16 protein-coding genes and 1 pseudogene are annotated in these 17,430 nt (G+C 67.8%); 9 read left to right on the forward strand and 8 right to left on the reverse strand.

From position 1 onward, the window contains the following. Positions 1 to 12 precede the first annotated feature (12 nt). Positions 13 to 1,320, reverse strand: a complete 1,308-nt coding sequence (locus PYV00_RS03790) for a homoserine dehydrogenase (protein ID WP_275226920.1) — start codon at positions 1,318 to 1,320, stop codon at positions 13 to 15. Between the two features lie 96 nt (positions 1,321 to 1,416). Then, a complete protein-coding gene (locus PYV00_RS03795) occupies positions 1,417 to 2,271 on the reverse strand; it encodes a hypothetical protein (protein ID WP_342803794.1) in 855 nt (284 codons plus the stop codon). A 361-nt stretch (positions 2,272 to 2,632) separates the two neighbouring features. On the opposite strand from PYV00_RS03795, the gene PYV00_RS03800 reads away from it, so the two are divergent. The 4 genes from PYV00_RS03800 (at position 2,633) to PYV00_RS03815 (ending at position 5,265) form a co-directional block, all read left to right on the forward strand. Next, positions 2,633 to 3,289: an energy transducer TonB gene (locus PYV00_RS03800; RefSeq protein WP_275226921.1), complete on the forward strand. Its 657-nt coding sequence runs from the start codon at positions 2,633 to 2,635 to the stop codon at positions 3,287 to 3,289. A gap of 72 nt (positions 3,290 to 3,361) precedes the next feature. After that, entirely contained in the window at positions 3,362 to 4,135 is a 774-nt protein-coding gene (locus tag PYV00_RS03805; RefSeq protein ID WP_275226922.1) for a MotA/TolQ/ExbB proton channel family protein, read from the forward strand. A gap of 125 nt (positions 4,136 to 4,260) precedes the next feature. Next, positions 4,261 to 4,797 (forward strand): ExbD/TolR family protein, encoded by a 537-nt coding sequence (locus tag PYV00_RS03810; RefSeq protein WP_275226924.1) that lies wholly within the window; start codon positions 4,261 to 4,263, stop codon positions 4,795 to 4,797. Between the two features lie 33 nt (positions 4,798 to 4,830). After that, positions 4,831 to 5,265: an ExbD/TolR family protein gene (locus PYV00_RS03815; RefSeq protein ID WP_275226925.1), complete on the forward strand. Its 435-nt coding sequence runs from the start codon at positions 4,831 to 4,833 to the stop codon at positions 5,263 to 5,265. 315 nt (positions 5,266 to 5,580) lie between these two features. Here the strand turns inward: PYV00_RS03815 and PYV00_RS03820 are convergent, their stop codons facing one another. Next, on the reverse strand, positions 5,581 to 8,031 hold the full coding sequence (locus PYV00_RS03820) for a ligase-associated DNA damage response DEXH box helicase (protein ID WP_275226926.1): 2,451 nt from the start codon (positions 8,029 to 8,031) through the stop codon (positions 5,581 to 5,583). 264 nt (positions 8,032 to 8,295) lie between these two features. On the opposite strand from PYV00_RS03820, the gene PYV00_RS03825 reads away from it, so the two are divergent. Next, positions 8,296 to 9,216 carry a BON domain-containing protein gene (locus PYV00_RS03825; RefSeq protein ID WP_275226927.1) on the forward strand — a complete coding sequence of 307 codons (921 nt, stop codon included), beginning with the start codon at positions 8,296 to 8,298 and terminating at the stop codon, positions 9,214 to 9,216. Between the two features lie 215 nt (positions 9,217 to 9,431). Further along, on the forward strand, positions 9,432 to 10,703 hold the full coding sequence (locus PYV00_RS03830) for an MgtC/SapB family protein (RefSeq protein ID WP_275226929.1): 1,272 nt from the start codon (positions 9,432 to 9,434) through the stop codon (positions 10,701 to 10,703). 134 nt (positions 10,704 to 10,837) lie between these two features. On the opposite strand, the gene pgmG is transcribed toward PYV00_RS03830, so the two are convergent. Genes pgmG through PYV00_RS03845 form a run of 3 tightly spaced genes read right to left on the reverse strand, consistent with a single transcriptional unit; the run spans position 10,838 to position 13,341 of the window. Next, positions 10,838 to 12,241, reverse strand: a complete 1,404-nt coding sequence (gene pgmG, locus PYV00_RS03835) for a phosphoglucomutase/phosphomannomutase PgmG (protein ID WP_275226930.1) — start codon at positions 12,239 to 12,241, stop codon at positions 10,838 to 10,840. Between the two features lie 9 nt (positions 12,242 to 12,250). Beyond that, the gene (locus PYV00_RS03840) at positions 12,251 to 12,532 is read right to left on the reverse strand and encodes a J domain-containing protein (protein WP_275226931.1); all 282 of its coding nucleotides are present in this window, start codon (positions 12,530 to 12,532) and stop codon (positions 12,251 to 12,253) included. Then, entirely contained in the window at positions 12,529 to 13,341 is an 813-nt protein-coding gene (locus PYV00_RS03845; protein ID WP_275226932.1) for a division plane positioning ATPase MipZ, read from the reverse strand. The genes PYV00_RS03840 and PYV00_RS03845 overlap by 4 nt, the downstream gene beginning before the upstream one ends. Positions 13,342 to 13,446: 105 nt before the next feature. On the opposite strand from PYV00_RS03845, the gene panC reads away from it, so the two are divergent. Both panC and PYV00_RS03855 read left to right on the forward strand, forming a co-directional pair. Further along, positions 13,447 to 14,310, forward strand: a complete 864-nt coding sequence (gene panC / locus PYV00_RS03850; RefSeq protein ID WP_275226933.1) for a pantoate--beta-alanine ligase — start codon at positions 13,447 to 13,449, stop codon at positions 14,308 to 14,310. A 101-nt stretch (positions 14,311 to 14,411) separates the two neighbouring features. Next, complete coding sequence (locus PYV00_RS03855; protein ID WP_275226934.1) at positions 14,412 to 15,182, forward strand: CsgG/HfaB family protein; 771 nt, start codon at positions 14,412 to 14,414, stop codon at positions 15,180 to 15,182. Between the two features lie 76 nt (positions 15,183 to 15,258). Here PYV00_RS03855 and ligD read toward each other — a convergent pair. Both ligD and PYV00_RS03865 read right to left on the reverse strand, forming a co-directional pair. Then, positions 15,259 to 16,266 (reverse strand): annotated as a pseudogene (gene ligD, locus PYV00_RS03860) (non-homologous end-joining DNA ligase); the annotation flags it as partial. 61 nt (positions 16,267 to 16,327) lie between these two features. Beyond that, positions 16,328 to 16,909, reverse strand: coding sequence for an FMN-dependent NADH-azoreductase (locus PYV00_RS03865; protein WP_275226935.1), 582 nt, complete (start codon positions 16,907 to 16,909; stop codon positions 16,328 to 16,330). A 98-nt stretch (positions 16,910 to 17,007) separates the two neighbouring features. Here PYV00_RS03865 and PYV00_RS03870 point away from each other — a divergent pair, with 98 nt between their 5' ends. After that, on the forward strand, positions 17,008 to 17,391 hold the full coding sequence (locus PYV00_RS03870) for a winged helix-turn-helix transcriptional regulator (protein WP_275226936.1): 384 nt from the start codon (positions 17,008 to 17,010) through the stop codon (positions 17,389 to 17,391). Positions 17,392 to 17,430 lie beyond the last annotated feature (39 nt).

Raw genomic sequence — 17,430 nt, forward strand, 5'->3', positions numbered from 1 at the left:
AGGCCGCCGCTCCTATTGCCCGATGATCTGCATCGCCAGCGGCGGCGCGGTGAGGCTGTCGGCCCCTTCCAGGATGCGCATGGCCTCGCTCACCGCCGATTCCGGCCCCTCGTGCGTCACCATGGCGACGATCACCTCGCCCGCCTCGTCATCGCGCCCCTTCTGGATCAGGCTTTCGATCGAGACGCCGGCATCGCGCATGGCCGCGGTGATTTCCGCGAGCACGCCCGGCCGATCGAGCACGGTGAAGCGGATATAGGCGCGGCCGATGCGGTGGCCAGTGGTGGCCGGCTCCATCGCGCGCAGTTCGGCCGCCGGCATCGAGAAGCCCACGCCCTTCTCGCCGCGCGCGATGTCGATGATATCGGCGACGACCGCGCTCGCGGTCGGCCCGTCGCCGGCACCGGCGCCCTGGAACAGCAACCGCCCCATGAAGTTGCCTTCGGCGACGACGGCGTTGGTCGCGCCGTCGACATGCGCCAGCGGGTGATCGAACGGGACCAGATGCGGCCGCACCCGCTGGAACAGGCGCGGCGTGCCCTGGCTGAAATCCGCCTCGGCCATGCCGATCAGGCGGATGACATAGCCCAGCGCGCGCGCCTGCGCGATGTCCGCGGCAAGCACGCGCGAGATGCCGGTGGTTTCCACCGCATCGAAGCGCAATTGCCCGCCAAAGGCGATCGCGGCCAGGATCGAGAGCTTGTGCGCGGCATCGACCCCTTCGACATCGAAGGTCGGATCGGCCTCGGCATAGCCCAGCCGCTGCGCTTCGGCGAGGACGTCGGCGAAATCGCGGCCGGTGTCCTCCATGGTCGAGAGGATGTAATTGCAGGTGCCGTTGAGAATGCCGTAGATGCGCTCGATCTCGTTCGCGGCGGCCCCTTCGCTCAGCCCCTTGATCACCGGGATGCCGCCCGCGACCGCCGCCTCGAACTTCAGCGCGACGCCCGCCTGCTCGGCCGCCGCCGCCAGTTCCAGCCCGTGATGCGCGATCATCGCCTTGTTGGCGGTGACGAACGACTTGCCGGCGGCGATCGTGTTGCGCGCCAGGGTCAGCGCCGGGCCGTCCGACCCGCCGACCAGCTCGACCACCACGTCGACATCGGGGCGCGTCGCCATTCCGGCGGGATCATCGTCCCAGGCATAGCCCGAAAGATCGACGCCCCGGTCCTTGCCGCGGTCGCGCGCGCTCACCACGGTGATGCGGATCGGCCGCCGGGCGCGGCGGGCAATCAGCTCCGCATTGGTTTCGATCAGGCGGACGACGCCGGTTCCGACCGTTCCCAGTCCGGCAAGCGCGATTTTGAGCGGTTCAGCCATGGTGCTCCCTTTCGGGAGCGCGCCGTAAGCGAGCGGCGGCCGAAAGGCCAGAGGGATGACGGTTCGGTGTCGGGAGCCGCGCGGCGCCTTCCCAGGCTACAACGTGCGGCGGCATTCCCCCAGATCGCCCAGGACCGTGCGATAGTCCGCCTCGGCCTGCGCGCGGTTGACCGCTCCGTCGGAAAGGTTCGATCCGGGCGGCAGCCGGTTCGGCAGGAAGCAGGCCAGCCGATACCACTGGAGCGTGTCGCGCTGTGGCGGCCGGCTGACATCGGCGACGAGTTCCGAGAACGAGGCGCCCCAGGCCGGCGGCGCGCCCGGCCGGTGATGGACGGTGATCGATGCGGCCGACTGGTCCGCCGTCGTCAGGAAGATCTGCGTCTCGCCCTCGCCGGCCAGATTGCCCGGAACATGGATGATCTCGCGCAGCCCCGTGATCCGCGCGGGCGCACCGGGCGCGAGCAGCTCGGTCAGGATCGCCCGCACGCGCGCGTCGGTCGCCGGGTCCGCCAGCAGCTGCGCGCCGGGCCGCACCAGTTGCAGTTCGCCGGGGCGGCCCGCGACGGCGCGGGCGAACAACAGCACGTCGCGTTTCTTGAGCACCGGCGGCTTGCCCCTGCCGTCGAGCGGCAGGTCGACGAGATAGGCCAGTGATTCGCCGATCGGCGCATTGCCGGCGATCAGCGCGCGGGTCTTGGCCGTGACGTAGAACCGGCCGTGGCCGGGCGCGAGACCAGGCGCGCGCGCATCATCAACACGGACCAGCCTGGCCACTTGCGCGCGCACCACGAGCGGCGCCGAATCGGCCAGTTCCGCGATGTCCGCATATGTTGGCCCGGCCGGTGCGGGCATGGCTTCCTGGGCGGAAGCGGGAATGGCCAGCAGGGCTGGCGGCAGTGCCAGGAAGGCGGCAAGCGCGGTCAACCGCATCTTTGTATACATCCGGGACATGAAATTTCCTGCGATTTGCCGCAAGTTTATAAGCATACGGCGCAACTATCTAAAAACGCTTGATCGACGATCGCAAAATGCTCGCCTACGCTTTCACCTTGCCCTGTCTGAATCGGGGGTTAACCACCGAAGCACCGATAAGGCGTTGCACGGGGGGGGCATCACCGCTAAGGAAAGCCGGAAAACGGGGCGAGAAGACAAACAGCCCCACAGTTGTCCTTGGGATTTCGCACCCAGAATGGATAGCTGACAGCCGTCAGGGTGGTAATTTTGGGTTTCGTCATGGGCTTTGCCGGCGCGCTTCGCCCATGGGCGCCTCGGGACTTGCCTCGGGGCTAACGTTATGGAGTGATGCGTCAGAATGGCTTACGCTGACCAGTCGATGAGCGGTAACAAGATTACCGCGCTTATCATCGTTGCCTTGATACATATCTTCGTCGGATACGCGCTTGTCACGGGGCTCGCCTATGAGGCGGCCAAGAAGGTCATGCAGAAGGTGACCACCGTCGACATCAAGGAAGAGGTGAAGAAGGAAGAACCTCCGCCACCCCCTCCGAAGCAGGAACAGGCTCCGCCGCCGCCTATCGCGCCGCCGGTCAAGATCAACGTGGCCACTACGCCGCCGCCGATCACGACGGTGACGACGGCGCCGCCGCCGCCTCCGACAATCATCCTCGCGCCGCCGGCGCCGGTGCCGGCTCCGCCGCCGCCGCCGCCCAAGGGCCCCAGCGCCGCCGCACAGCCGAGGGGCAATCCCGCGAGCTGGGCCACCGCCAACGACTATCCCGCACGCGCTCTGCGTGAGGAACGGACCGGCACCACCGGATTCCGCGTCACGGTGGGTACCGATGGCCGTGTGATCGATTGTCAGATCACCAGCTCCAGCGGCCATGCCGATCTTGACCAGGCCACGTGCGACAACGTTCGTCGCCGCGCCCGCTTCAAGCCGGCAATGGAAAACGGCGAGCCGGTGCAGGGCTCCTATTCGAACCGAATCCGCTGGGTCATCCCCGAGTGATTTTCTTGACGGCGATCCGCGGCATGAGCGGGTCGCCTTTTTCTGTCGTTTCTTCTTGAGAGGACCATTCGCATGCTTATCCTTGATCTCCTCGCCGCCGGCACGCAGGCTGCGCCGCAGAACAAATTCGGCTTCCTGGAAGCCCTTGAGCAGGGCGGCTTCATTGCCTACGCCACGGTCATCATCCTTGGCATCATGTCTTTCGGCTCGTTCTACATCCTCTTCACCAAGTGGTTCGAACAGTCGAAGCTGCTGCGCCAGTATCGCGAGATCCGCGCCTCGTTCTGGAAGGCCCCGACGCTGCGCGAAGGCGCCGCCAAGCTCGACAAGAACAGCGCCTGGCGCCAGCTCGTCGACGACGGCATCGCCGCCGAAGACCAGCACGCCAAGATGACCGACGCTCTCGAAGCGCATGACTGGCTGCACGGCTCGCTGGCCCGTTCGGAAGCGACGATCAACGCCCGCCTCTCCTCGGGCCTGCCGTTCCTCGCCACCGTCGGCGCGACCGCGCCGTTCATCGGTCTGTTCGGTACCGTCGTCGGCATCTACCGCGCGCTCATCGCCATCGGCCTTGCCGGTTCGGCCTCGATCGACAAGGTCGCCGGCCCGGTCGGTGAAGCTCTGATCATGACCGCGCTCGGTCTGCTCGTCGCCGTTCCGGCGGTGCTGGCCTACAACTACCTGCAGGCGCGCAACAAGACGATCTCGGGTCTGCTCACCGGCTTCTCGAACGACGTGCTGGCCAACATCACCTCGAAGGGTGCCGTCAAGCCTGCGGTCGTGACCGCGCCGGCCAAGCCCGCCGCTGCCCCGGCCAAGCCCGCGGCGGCTCCGGCCAAGCCGTAAACAGGAGGACAGGACGGGCGGTGGCGCAACATCCACCGCCGTCCCGTGGAGTTTAAAGCGACGGACCGATGCATGCGGGCCCGTCGCCCTCTCCTCCGAGGCAACGCAAGGATTAGGACAACACTATGGCGATTTCTACAGGCGGCGACGGAGGTGGGGAGACCCCGATGTCCGACATCAACACCACGCCGCTCGTCGACGTGATGCTGGTTCTGCTCATCATCTTCCTGATCGCGGTCCCCGTCGCGATCCAGACCATCGAGAAGTTGCGCATCCCGATCATCGTTTCGCAGGAATCGAAGGACAAGGTCGAGAACCTGCTGCTTACGGTCTCCACCACCGACAGCGCGGGTCGCAGCGCCGGCGAACCCGGCTTCGAGGGGGCATCGCGCAACGGTGAATGCCGCGTCTATTTCAACAACGTGACGCCGGTGAGTTCGGAAGAACTGCGCGACCAGGCGTTCAAGCGGCTTGATGCCATCGTCAAGCGCGCGGGCGGCCCGGAAGCGCTGAAGGCCAACCCGGACCAGGTTCCCCAGGTGCATATCCGCGGTGACGTGGAAGCGCCGTGGCGCTGCGTGGCGGGTGCCATCTACAACGTACAGATCTCGGGCTATCCGACCGTGGGCTTCATCTCGAACCCCGTCGACCCGAACGGCTGACGCAACGGCCGCAGGAAAACAGGAGTACATCCCATGGCAATGTCAGGCGGCAAGGACGACGGCTCGCCGATGATGGACATGAACACGACGCCGCTGATCGACGTCATGCTCGTGCTCCTCATCATGTTCATTATCACGATCCCCGTCGCAACCCACTCGATCGACATCGATCTGCCGGTGGCCACGCCACCGACGGACACGCCTCCCCCCGTCGATCCGGTGAAGAACAAGGTCGTGATCACCCCGGACAACAAGATCCTGTGGAACGGCAATCCGGTTGACGGCTCGACGCTGCTCGGCCTGCTCAAGGAATCGCTGAACTACCCGGTCGAGCCGGAACTGCAGTTCCAGCCCGACGCGCAGGCCAGCTATGACCTTTCGGCCCAGGTCCTCAACATCATCAAGGGCTCGCAGGTCACCAAGTTCGGCTTCGTCGGCAACGAGCAATTTTCGGAATTCGGCAAGTAAGCCAAAGACCGATCGGGCCTCTTGCGAAGGCCATCAAGGGGCGGAGCGATCCGCCCCTTTTCTTTTGGCGATGACCAGGCTTGCCGCTTCGGCGGTCAGCGGTGGCGGGAAGAAGCGGGGGGCAAGCGGGGGGCAAGCGCCTCCCATAACCCTCACCCCAACTGGCGCGAGGGATGCTGAAACAAGTTCAGCGTGTCGTGTTGGAATCTTGATGTCTCGGGATAGGGCCGAGCGAGCAGGATAGGGCCAAGCCGGCCTGCCCGGATGTCTGGCCCGCCATGATCGCGAGCTTGCGTACGCAAAAGGCCTCCCCCCTCAATCCTCCGCCACCGGATCGGGACGCATCGCCAGCGAGGCGAGCGTCTCCGCCTCCGCCAGCAGTTCGTCGTCGGCCGCGCCCGAAGGCAGGCTTTCGCGGCCGATCATCGAGAGTACCGGTACCGAGAGCGGGCTGATCCGGTCGAGATGGACGTGGTCGATCTCGCGCGCGGCACGGTCGAGCAGGTCGGCCACGCGGGCGACATCGGTCATGCGCGCGCGCGCATCGGCCCAGGCCGCCTGGATCAGCAAGTGGTCCGGCTCGTACTTGCGCAGCACATCGAAGATCAGGTCGGTCGAGAAGGTGACTTGCCGGCCGGACTTGCGCTTGCCGGGGTGCTGCCGCTCGACCAGCCCGGAGATCACCGCGACTTCGCGAAAGGCCCGCCGCAGCAAGTAGGATTGCTGCACCCAGTCCACGAATTCATGCGTGAGGATATCCGGCGAGAGCATCGCCGCCGGATCATCCACCGGCTTCATCCCCCAGACCGCGAGCGTATAGTCGGTGGCGACGAAGCCCAGCGGCCCCAGCCCGCGATCCTCCATGCGCCGGGTGATGAGCATTCCGAGCGACTGGTTCGCGTTCCACCCCTCGAACGTGTAATAGGTCGTATAGGCCAGCCCGAGGTGCGGAAAGCTTTCGACCAGCAGCCGGCCGGGCGCGGGCAGGTGCGAGCGCCAGTCCTGCACTTCCAGCCATTCGCGCACGTCGTCGGGAAACCGCGCCCAGCCCGCGCGATCGGCCAGCAAGGCGCGCACCCGGTCGGCCAGGTGGGTGGAGATCGGCATCCGCTGGCCCATATAGCTGGGGATCGTCGCCGAGCGGCGGGCCGCGCGCACGATCAGTTCCAGATCGCGCAGCGCCTCCACTTCCAGGTCGAGCCCGGCGAAGCGGAAGGTGTCGCCGGGCTTGAGGCTGGCACCGAACTGCTCCTCCACCCGGCCGAGCGAGCGTCCGTTGCGAAAGCGCACGTCGAGCATCTCGGCATCGACGATGATCCCGGCATTGAGCCGATGGCGCGCGGCCTGTTCGGGATGCGCCAGTCGCCAGCGGCCGTCCCGCTCGCGCACGATCCGCCTGAACTTCTCGTAGGAGCGCAGCGCGTAGCCCCCGGTCGCGACGAAATCGAGCACGCGGGCGAACGCCGCCCCGTCCACCCAGGCATAGGCCAGCGACGAGCGCACTTCGGCCAGCAGGTCCGCCTCGTGGAACGGCCCGGCGCAAGCGCAGGCCATGACGTGCTGCGCCAGCACGTCGAGCCCGCCGGGGCGGAAATCCTCGCCATCGCGCTGCCCTTCCTCCACCGCCTGCACCGCCGCCATGGCCTCCAGGAATTCGAAGCGGTTGCCGGGCACCAGCAACGCCTCGCTCGGCTGGTCGAGCCGATGGTTGGCGCGGCCGATCCGCTGGAGCAGGCGCGAGGAACCCTTGGGCGCGCCCATCTGCACGACCAGGTCGATATCGCCCCAGTCGACACCCAGGTCGAGGCTGGCGGTGCACACCAGCGCGCGCAGTTCGCCGCGCGCCATCGCCCCTTCCACCTTGCGCCGCGCCTCCTTCGACAGTGAGCCGTGGTGAATGCCGATCGGCAAGTGGTCATCATTGGCCGACCACAATTGCTGGAAGATATATTCGGCCAGAAAGCGCGTGTTGGTGAACACCAGCGTGGTGCGGTGCGCGCGGATGCGATCGTAAAGCTGCGGGATCGCCCAGGTGGCGGCATGGCCGCTCCACGGGATGCGCTCCTCGGTGGGGAGCAGCAGCGCGACATGTGGATCGGCGCCCTTCTCGCCCATGACGAGCGCGACCGTGTCGATCTCTCCCCAAGGCGCCAGCCAGCCGCGAAAGGCATCCGGGTCGGCCAGCGTGGCCGATAGCCCGACCCGCCGCAGCCCCGGCGCGATCGCTTGCAGCCGCGCCAGCGACAAGGCGAGCAAGTCGCCGCGCTTGCCGGTAGCAAAAGCGTGGATCTCGTCGATGACGATGCGTTGCAGGCCCGCGAACATCGCCGCCGCTTCGGGATAGCTGAGCAGCAGCGAAAGCGATTCGGGCGTCGTCAGCAGCACATGCGGCGGGCGCGCGCGCTGGCGGGCCTTGCGGTCCGACGGGGTATCGCCGCTGCGCGTCTCGATGCGGATCGGCAGGCCCATCTCGGCCACCGGCGTCAGCAGGTTGCGCTGGACATCGTGCGCCAGCGCCTTGAGCGGCGAGACATAAAGCGTGTGCAGGCCATCGGGCGGCGCGGCGCCGGCCAGCCGCGAGGGGCAGAAAGCCGCCAGCGTGGGCAGGAACCCCGCCAGCGTCTTGCCCGCGCCGGTATCGGCCACCAGCAGCGCGTGGCGGCCGGCATCGGCGGCCGTGAGCATATCCGCCTGATGCCGGCGCACACGCCAGCCCCGGCAGGCGAACCAGCGGTCGATCTCGGGCGGGATGGCGGCGGCGGTCATGGCCTGGGCTCGTGGCTGGGCCGTCAACACATAAGCGGCATGGCGCGCGAAGCAACCGGCGCGGCCCTTCCCGCGCGCATCCCCCCGTTCCTCCCTGCCCTCTTCCCCGCTTGCGTCGGAACGCCGTGTTTACGCGCCGGGCCGGGGATCACTTGCCCGCTCCGCTTCGTTTCAAGCCTACCGGAAGGGCGAAGACGGATTTGCCTCTGCATTGGGCAGGAACACCCCGCCCGTCCGCTTCCGGCAATCGAATGGAGAATACCGATGAACGATCGTGATCGTCACAGCCAGCAGGGCCGCCAGCCGAACCAGGGCGGCGGATATGGCAACGACTTCTACGACGGCCCGCGCCAGCAGAACCAGTTTGCCGAAGGGGCAAGGCAAGCCGGTTCCGACTGGCGGGACCATGGGCAACGCGGCCAGCGATCGCCGGGCCAGATGGGCAGCGCCTATGACGGCAATTTCCAGGCCTCGCAGCCCTATGCGGACGAGCAGCGGCGCATCGCCAGCGCGTCCGAGGCGGATTACCGCGAGGACCGCGGCGGTTATGCGCGCGAGCAGCGCGGTTATCGCGGCGCCTATCCCGCACGCGACCAGGATGAAGGCTATCGCGGCGATTTCTCCAGCTTCACCGGCGCGGACTATGGCGGCAGGGACTTCTACGCCAGTCGCGGCCGGGGCTATGCGGCCAGCGCTTACCAGCCCGGGCTTGGCGGCTATGGCCAGCGCACGGCGTCGGACTATGGCGAATGGCGCGCCTATGGCGAGCAGCGCGGCTTCCTGGAGCGCGCCGGCGACGAGATCGCGAGCTGGTTCGGCGACGAAGATGCCGCGCGGCGCCGCGAGCAGGACCATTCGGGCCGGGGCCCGGCGGACTACACCCGCTCCGACGAGCGTATCCGCGAGGATGCCAACGACCGGCTGACGCATGACCGCAATGTCGATGCCCGCAATGTCACCGTCGCGGTCAGCAACGGCGAAGTGACGCTGAGCGGCACGGTCGACACGCGCCAGGCCAAGCGCCGGGCGGAAGACGTGGTCGACCAGATTCCCGGCGTTCGCCACGTGCAGAACAACCTGCGCGTGGACGACGGCGCGCGGACCGGCACGGGCGCGAACCTTGCCGCCACCGGCACTGGCCGCGCGGCGACGGGCACGTCACGCGTGACCGAAAAGACCGGCTGACGCGGGTTTCGGCCATTCGGCCTCACGGAAAGGGGGAGCCTGCGGGCTCCCCCTTTTTTTGGTGTGGAGTGCCAACCCAGCCGACTGGGGCCTTTATCCTCCCCCAGCAGGGGGGGGGGAGGATCTTGGTCCGGCCCTGTGCCGCCCATGCGAATCACGCTTGTCCCCTGCCCCGGCATGGCGGATGAGCGGCCTGTCACTGCCAACAGGATGCCATGGCCGCGCATTTCGATCCCACCCACCTGACCGGCGTTGCCATGGGGCTTGGCCTGGGGCTGCTCATCGGCCTGCAACGCGGCTGGGCCTTGCGCGAAAGCGCCGACGGATCGCGCTTTGCCGGCATCCGCACTTTCGCGCTGATGGGCCTTGCCGGCGGGATCGGCGGGATGCTCTATGACCGCTATCGCGGGCCGGCGACCGTGCTGATCGCGGCGGCCAGCCTGCTGGTCGTGCTCGGCTATGAGCGGGCCAGCCGCAAGGGCGGCGACATCAGCGGCACATCGGGCATGGTCGCGCTGCTGACGCTGGCCTGCGGCTTCCTGGTGGGCAGTGGCGAGCGGCTGCTGGGCACCAGCGTGGCGGCGGTCATGGTGCTGCTGCTGGCCATGCGCAGCCAGCTCCATCGCTGGGTCAGCCATCTGACGCAGGCCGAAGTGCTTTCGATCGCGCGCTTCGCGGTGATCGCGCTGGTGATCCTGCCGCTGCTGCCCGACGCCTATTTCGGCCCCTACGATGCGTGGAACCCGCACCAGCTATGGATGGTGGTGGTGATGGTTTCGGGCTTTTCCTTCGCCGGATACTTCGCCGCCAAGCTGCTGGGCCCATCGCGCGGGATCATCGCGACGGCGGCGGCCGGCTCGGTGGTGTCTTCCACCGCCGTCACCGGCTCGCTGGCGACGCGGATGAAGGCCGGGGACACGGATCTGGCGATCACCGCCGCCGCGATCAGCGCGGCATCGGTGGTCATGTTCCTGCGCGTGCTGACGCTGAGCGCGGCGCTGGCGCCGATCGCCCTGGCCGAGCTGGCCCGGCTGGTGGCGCCGGGGATCGTCGTGAGCCTTGCCACGACCGCGTGGTACTTGCGCATGGCGCGCAACGAGCCGCCAGCGGTCCAGCACGAGCCGATGAAAGTGCGCAATCCCTTCGATCTCGGCCCGGCGTTGCTGCTGACGCTGCTGGTCATGGGGCTGACCGTGCTGGCGCACTGGGTGCTGGATCGCTTCGGCGACCGCGAGCTGGCGCTGGTGCTGGCGATATCGGGAACGGTCGACGTCGATTCGGCGATCATCACGCTGGGCGGCCTGCCGCGCGGCACGATCCCGGCGGCCACTGCCGGGCTGGTGCTGGCCGTGCCGGTGGTGCTCAACACGCTGTTCAAGGCCGCGATATGCGTGACCATCGGCGGCTGGAAACGCGGCCGCCACGGCGCGCTGCCCCTGGTGGCCAGCGCCGCCGTGATCGGCGTGAGCTACCTGTTCGCCGCCTGAGCGGCAGACCCAGAGCGTGATCGCGCTGGGAAGCGGCGGGACGCTTTTGGGCGCTTGCCGCGTCGCTCACTATGCTCGGCATGGCTCGCCAAAATCGACTCCGTCCCCGCGCATCAGCCTGAGACGATCACGCTCTAGTGGGCGGCTTGCACGCCCCGCTCCAGCCCGGAAAGTTCGAGCTGCTCGTCGATCTGCCCGATCAGGCGGTCGAGCCCTTCGGGGCTATCGCTTTCGGCCCGCGCCACCAGCACGTCCTGCGTGTTCGAGGCGCGCAGCAGCCACCAGCCGTCAGCGGTGGTGACGCGCACACCGTCGATGTCGTTGACTTGCGCGTCGGTCAGCGAAAGGCGCTGCCTGACCTCGTCGATCGCCGCGAACTTGCGGCTTTCGTCAACCTGGAAGCGCAATTCGGGCGTGTTGAGCATCGCCGGCATCGCCCCGCGCAACTGCGTGACCGACTGGCCCAGCCGCACCGAGGCGGCGATCAGCCGGATCGCCGCATAGAGCGCATCGTCATAGCCGTAGTACTCGTGCGCGAAGAACACGTGCCCGCTCATCTCGCCGGCCAGCGGCGAACCCGTTTCCTTCATTTTGGATTTAATCAGCGAGTGGCCGGTCTTCCACATCAGCGGCACGCCGCCATGCCGGGAAACCGTGTCGAACAGCGCGCGCGACGCTTTCACATCGGCGATAATCAATGCGCCGGGCACCATTTTCAGCAAGTCCTCGGCATAGATCATCAGGAGCTGATCGCCCCAGATAACGCGGCCCTGGCCGTCGATCGCACCGATGCGATCGGCATCGCCATCGAAAGCTATTCCGAAATCGAGGTTCTTGGCCGCGACCAGCGCCTTCAGGTCTGCGAGGTTCTTTTCCTCGGTTGGATCAGGATGATGGTTGGGAAACGTTCCGTCGACTTCGGTGAAAAGCAGGAAGTGTTCGCCCGGCAGCCTGGCGGTGAGCTTTTCCAGCGCGGGGCCCGCGGCGCCGTTGCCGGCATCCCAGCCGACGCGCAGGCCGGAGAGCGCCTCGGGCGCGATTCCGGCGAGCCCTTCGAGGAGCCGGTCGACATAGGCGTCGAGGACTTCGCGCGTTTCGCTGGTCCCCTCGCCTTCGAGCCAGTCTCCCGCGGCGGCCATTTCCCCCAGCTTCCGGATATCCGCGCCGAAGAACGGCCGGCCCATAAATACCATCTTGAAGCCATTGTAATTGGCGGGATTGTGGCTGCCTGTTATCTGAATGCCGCCTTCCACGTCTTCGGCTGAGGCTTCGGCGTAATAGAGCATGGGCGTGGCCCCCATGCCGATGCGCACCACGTCCACCCCGCTCGCCGTCAGCCCTTCCACCAGCGCCTGTTCCAGCATCGGCGAACTGGTCCGCCCGTCATAGCCGACCGCAACCTTGCCGCCACCCGCCCGCCGCAGCAGCGTGGCAAAGCCCCGGCCGATCGCCCGCGCGTCGTCAGGGCCCAGTGTCTCGCCGATGATGCCGCGAATATCGTATTCCCGCAGGACGGTCGGGTGAAACTGGTGCGTCATCTAGGCTCCTCACGAATCGGGAAAAAGATCGGCCAGCAAGATATCGCGGGCGGTGTTGGCTTCGTGTACCTTTTCGCTGCTGCCGCCGCGATCGGGATGAACCGTGGCGATTACGCGGCGATGCGCCTCGAGAATCTCCTTGCGGCTGGCCCCTTCGCCCACTCCCAGCAGCGCGCGGGCGCCCGCGCGCTCGAACGCGCCGTGACGCGCAGGCTTGCGCTGCCACGGCCAGCGGCCGACGATCAGCCGCCACGCCGCGACGGCCAGAAGCAGCAGCCAGACCAGCTTCATGCGTCGGCCGCGAAGGCGAACTCGGGCTGGGGCCGTGCGGGCATCGGCAGGTTGAGCCCGGCGACGAGCCCGCGCAGTTCCTGCCGCGCGACGAGATGGCTGGTGCCCAGCTCGCCCAGATGCCCCTTGTCGAGCAGCGTCAGGCCCGAGGGGAACAGCTCGCGGAAGATCACGCGCTCGGACAGGCCGTTGGCGATGCGAAAGCCCACGCGCCGCGACAGTTCCTGCAAGGCACCGTCAAGGCGGCGCATGTTGCGCGCCTCGACATGCTGGACGCGGTTCCTGACCACCACCCAGTCCATCTCGCGCCGCTGATCGCGGATCGTGGACATCGCGCGCTTCTTGCGCGTTTCCCAGATCAGCTCGGCATAGAACGACAGCCGCTTGACCCGGAACGTCTCGCCCTCGACCTGGCCGATCAGGTCGAAATCGACGAAGCTGTCGTTGAGCGGCGTGACCAGCGTATCGGCCTGGGTGGCGACATGGCGGGCGAATTCATCATCGCGGCCCGGCGTGTCGTAGATCAGGAAATCGTGATCCTCGGCGATTTCCTCGGACAACGCGTCCAGATCCTCGGTGCTGCCGCCGTCATAGACCGCGAAGCGCGCGCCGGGCAGCGCGATCTCGCGCCGCCGCTCGGTCTCGACGCGGTTCTCCAGATAGCGGAACAAGGTGCGCTGGCGCGGATCGAGATCGATCGCGGCGACTCGCGCGCCCTGATAGGCCAGCGCGATGGCCACGTGCACCGCGGTCGTCGACTTGCCGGTGCCGCCCTTTTCGTTGGCGAAGACGATGCGATACGCTGTCACGGTCGGTTGGTCGCTTTCTCAATTCCATTGGCGATGCGGGCCGGCGGCGGCTAAAGGCGCGTTCGCTGCCCGGTTCCTGACTCCATATCGGAGGCCTTGTCCTCAATGCAAATGATCCACTCGCTTGATCCACTGCGGCGTGCCGTCGCCAGCCTGCGCGCGGGCGGCGAAACGCTCGCGCTCGTGCCGACGATGGGCGCGCTGCACGAAGGCCATATGACGCTGGTGCGCGAGGCGCGGCGGCGGGCGGACCGGGTCGCGGCCTCGATCTTCGTCAACCCCCGCCAGTTCGGCGCGAACGAGGATCTGGCCGCCTATCCGCGCCAGCTCGAACGCGATGGCGCCATGCTGGCGGCCGAAGGGGTCGATCTGGTCTGGGCACCGACGGTGGAGGTGATGTACCCGGCCGGCTATGCCACCAACATCTCGGTCTCGGGCGTGAGCGAGGGGCTGTGCGGCGCGGCGCGACCCGGCCATTTCGATGGCGTCGCCACGGTGGTGTGCAAGCTGTTCCAGCAAGTCCTGCCCGACATGGCCTTCTTCGGCGAGAAGGATTGGCAGCAGCTTGCGGTGATCCGGCGCATGGCCCGCGACCTCGACCTGAGCCGGCCTTTCGCCGATGCGATCCACGGGGTGGCCACCGTGCGCGAGGAAGACGGCCTCGCGATGAGCTCGCGCAACGCCTATCTCACGCCCGCCGAGCGCGCGCAGGCCGCCACGCTGCCGCGCGCCATGCGCCAGGCGATCGCCGCGATCGAGGCCGGGCAGGACACCGCCGCCGCGATCGCCGGCTTGCGCCTGGCGCTGCTCGCCGGCGGATTTTCGGCGGTCGAATATGCCGAGCTGCGCGATGCCGCCAGCCTGGCGCCGCTGGCCGCGCCCGGCCCCGCGCCGGCCCGCCTGCTGGTGGCGGCCCGCATCGGCAAGGCCCGCCTGATCGACAACATGCCGGTGGCAAATATCACATAATTGCCGGGTATGCCGCCGCGCCATTCGCAGGTATCTAGAATGCCATTGGGGAATGACTGGCCGCGCAAGCGATTGCGGCGAATAGGAGGGAGTTTCGAACGATGAAAAAGATGATGTGCGCGCTCGCCGCGCTGGCCGTCACGCTGGGTGGCGCCGATGCCATGGCCGCCGACAAGTCCTCGGCCCGCAAGCTGCAGGAAAAGGGCACGCAGAACATTCCGGTCTGCGCCCGCAACCTGGGCACTGTCGCCATCGTCGAGCCCGACAACCAGTGGTGGCGCGAATACAACCTGGGCAGCCCCGAAGCGATCCTGCGCGTGTTCGTGCAGCGTTCGCGCTGCTTCACGCTGGTCAATCGCGGCCGCTCGCTGGAAAACCGCGCGATGGAGCGCGCCATGGCCGATAATGGCGAACTGCAGCGCGGATCGAACATCGGGCGCGGCCAGGTCAAGGCGGCGGACTACTTCCTGCAGCCCGACATCGTCAGCACCAACAACAATTCGGGCGGCGGCGGAGTCGGCGCGGTGCTGGGCGGCGTGGGCGGCTTCTTCGGCCGCGGTGTCGGCGCGATCGCCGGCGGCCTCAACGTCAAGAAGGGCGAGGCGAACGTGACGCTTTCGATCGTCAATGCCCGCACGACCGTGGAAGAAGCGCTGACCGAAGGCTATGCCCGCAAGTCCGACGTCAGCTTCGGCGCGGGCGGCGGCGGCTTCTTCGGCGGCACATTCGGCGGTGTCGGCGGCGGCGGCTACCAGAACACGCAGATCGGCCAGATCATCGTGCTGGCCTATCTTGACGCCTATACCCAGCTTGTCACGCAGCTTGGCGGTCTGCCGTCGGATGCCTCGGCGGCGGCGCCCGTCGCCAACTGAGCGGATTCGCGGCGGCTTGAAAGGGGGCGGAAGGCCGAACGGCTTTTTTCCGCCCCTTTTGCTGTCGCGCCGGCCTTCAGGGCGTGGGCAGCGTCTGGTCGGCAAAGCCCCAGCCGCGCAGCCCGGCGCTCGCCGGCCGTTCGATCAGCAAGGCGCCATCACGGATCGAGAAACGCGCCGGGCTGGCGATATCGTCCAGCTCCGCCCATGCGACCGGCGCCGCCACCGGCGCGCCGGGCCGCGCGCGTGCCGAGAAGGGCACCACCGATGTCGCGCCGCGCTGGTTGCGCAGCCAGTCGATGAAGATCCGGCCCTTGCGCCGGGCCTTGCTCATCGTCGCGACATAGCGCTCGGGCTCGTCCTCGCTCAGCGCCTGGGCAAAGCGGTGGGCGAAGTCCTTGTGCGCGTCCCAGCCGTGGCCCGGCGTCAGCGGCACCACCACGTGCACGCCCTTGCCGCCCGACAGCATCGCGAAGCTGGCAAGGCCCAGATCGGCCAGCCGCCGCCGGATGAGCAGGGCCGCCTCTTTCACGGCGGCAAAGCCCAGCCCCGCGTCGGGATCGAGATCGAAGATCATCCGGTCGGGCCGTTCGACCTGCGCGGCATGGGCGGCCCAGGCGTGGAACTCGATCGTGCCCATCTGCACGCAGGCGAGCACGCCGGCCACGTCCTCCACATAAAGGTAGGGCTCCGTCCCGCCGTCCTTCTCGCGGATCGGCACTTGCCGCACAGGCGGGCCAAAGCCGCCGCCGGCGTGCTTCTGGAAGAAGCACGCCTCCCCGCTGCCTTGCGGACAGCGCACCAGGCTGGTCGGCCGCCCGGCGAAATGCGGCAGCATGATCGGCGCGACGGCGCGGTAATAGTCCGCCAGATCGCCCTTGGTCAGCCCGGCATCGGGAAAGATCACCCGATCGGGATGGGTGATGACGCTTTCGGCCCGGCCCGAAGCGGGCCGCGCGGTATCGGGCTTTTCCGGCACCGGACCCTCCGCTGGCTGCCCGTCGCGCCGGCCCGCGACGCGGGACCGGCCAACCGGCTGACGGAAAGGATATTCGGCCAAAGCGACGCCCGCGGCAAGCCACGGCAACCGCGACTGGCCGGCGGCGCGGCTCCGGCCGGCCTGCGACCGGCCGGAGCCATATGGATCAGGCGGCGGGCGCCGCGTCCGTCAGTTCGATCCGGCCCGCCGCGTCGAGCGCCGCGCTCAGCGCCGCTTCACGCTGTTCGGGGCCAATGGCGACGCCTTCGACGACGATGGCGCGAAGATCGGTGATGCCCATGAAGCCCAGCATTCCCGTGACATGGCTGGCGGCGTGCTCGTTGGCCGCCATCGGGCCTTCCGAATAGATCCCGCCGCGCGACAGCGCGAGGAAGACGCGCTTGCCGCCGGCCAGCCCCTCGGGCCCCTGCGCGGTATAGCGGAAGGTGCGGCCAGCGATCAGGACATGATCGAACCACGCCTTGAGCTGGGTGGGCAGGCCGAAATTGTACATCGGCGTGCCGATCACCACGACATCGGCGCCCAGCAGCTCGTCCACCAGCGTCGCGGATTCGGCGCTGCCCAGCCCGGCCAGCGTGATATGCGGCAAGGACGCGGCGGCCAGATCGCGATAGGCGACTTCGGCCGAGGGTTCGAGCGCCCTGAGGCGTGCGACGATGGCGGCGGAAACGGCGCGCGTGGCCGAAGCATCGCCCTGGATGCTGGAATCGAGATGGAGGATCTTCACGGGAATGCGGTGTCCGGTTCAGTTGATGACGCGGCACAGCTATGAACCATGGGCAAATCCGCCAAGAACGCATAATTTCGAGACCTAGTCACATGGACATGACCGTTCCCTCCCGCCCCGCCCCCGCGCACGAACCCGGCGAATGCCGCCAGCTTGCCGGGATGCTCAGCCGCATCGGCGATCGCTGGACTTTGCCGGTGGTCGTCTCGCTGCGCGAGGAAGCCTTGCGCTTCAACCAGTTGCGCCGGGTGGTCGGCGGCATCTCGCAACAGATGCTGACGCGCACGCTGCGCGCGCTGGAACGCGACGGCATGGTCCGCCGCACCGTGCACCCCACGGTGCCGCCGCAAGTGGAGTATGCGCTGACCACGCTTGGCATCTCGCTCGCCGCCGAGGCGCTGCGGATCGGCTCGTGGATCCAGGCCCATCGCGACGAGATCGACGCCCATCGCCAGCGCTATGACGATGCCGCCGCCGGCTAGCCGGGGCTCGCTTCGTCGCGGCATTGCCGCGTGGCGAAG

It is taken from the genome of Novosphingobium album (ex Liu et al. 2023) (assembly GCF_029076845.1).
In the GTDB taxonomy this organism is placed as follows: domain Bacteria; phylum Pseudomonadota; class Alphaproteobacteria; order Sphingomonadales; family Sphingomonadaceae; genus Novosphingobium.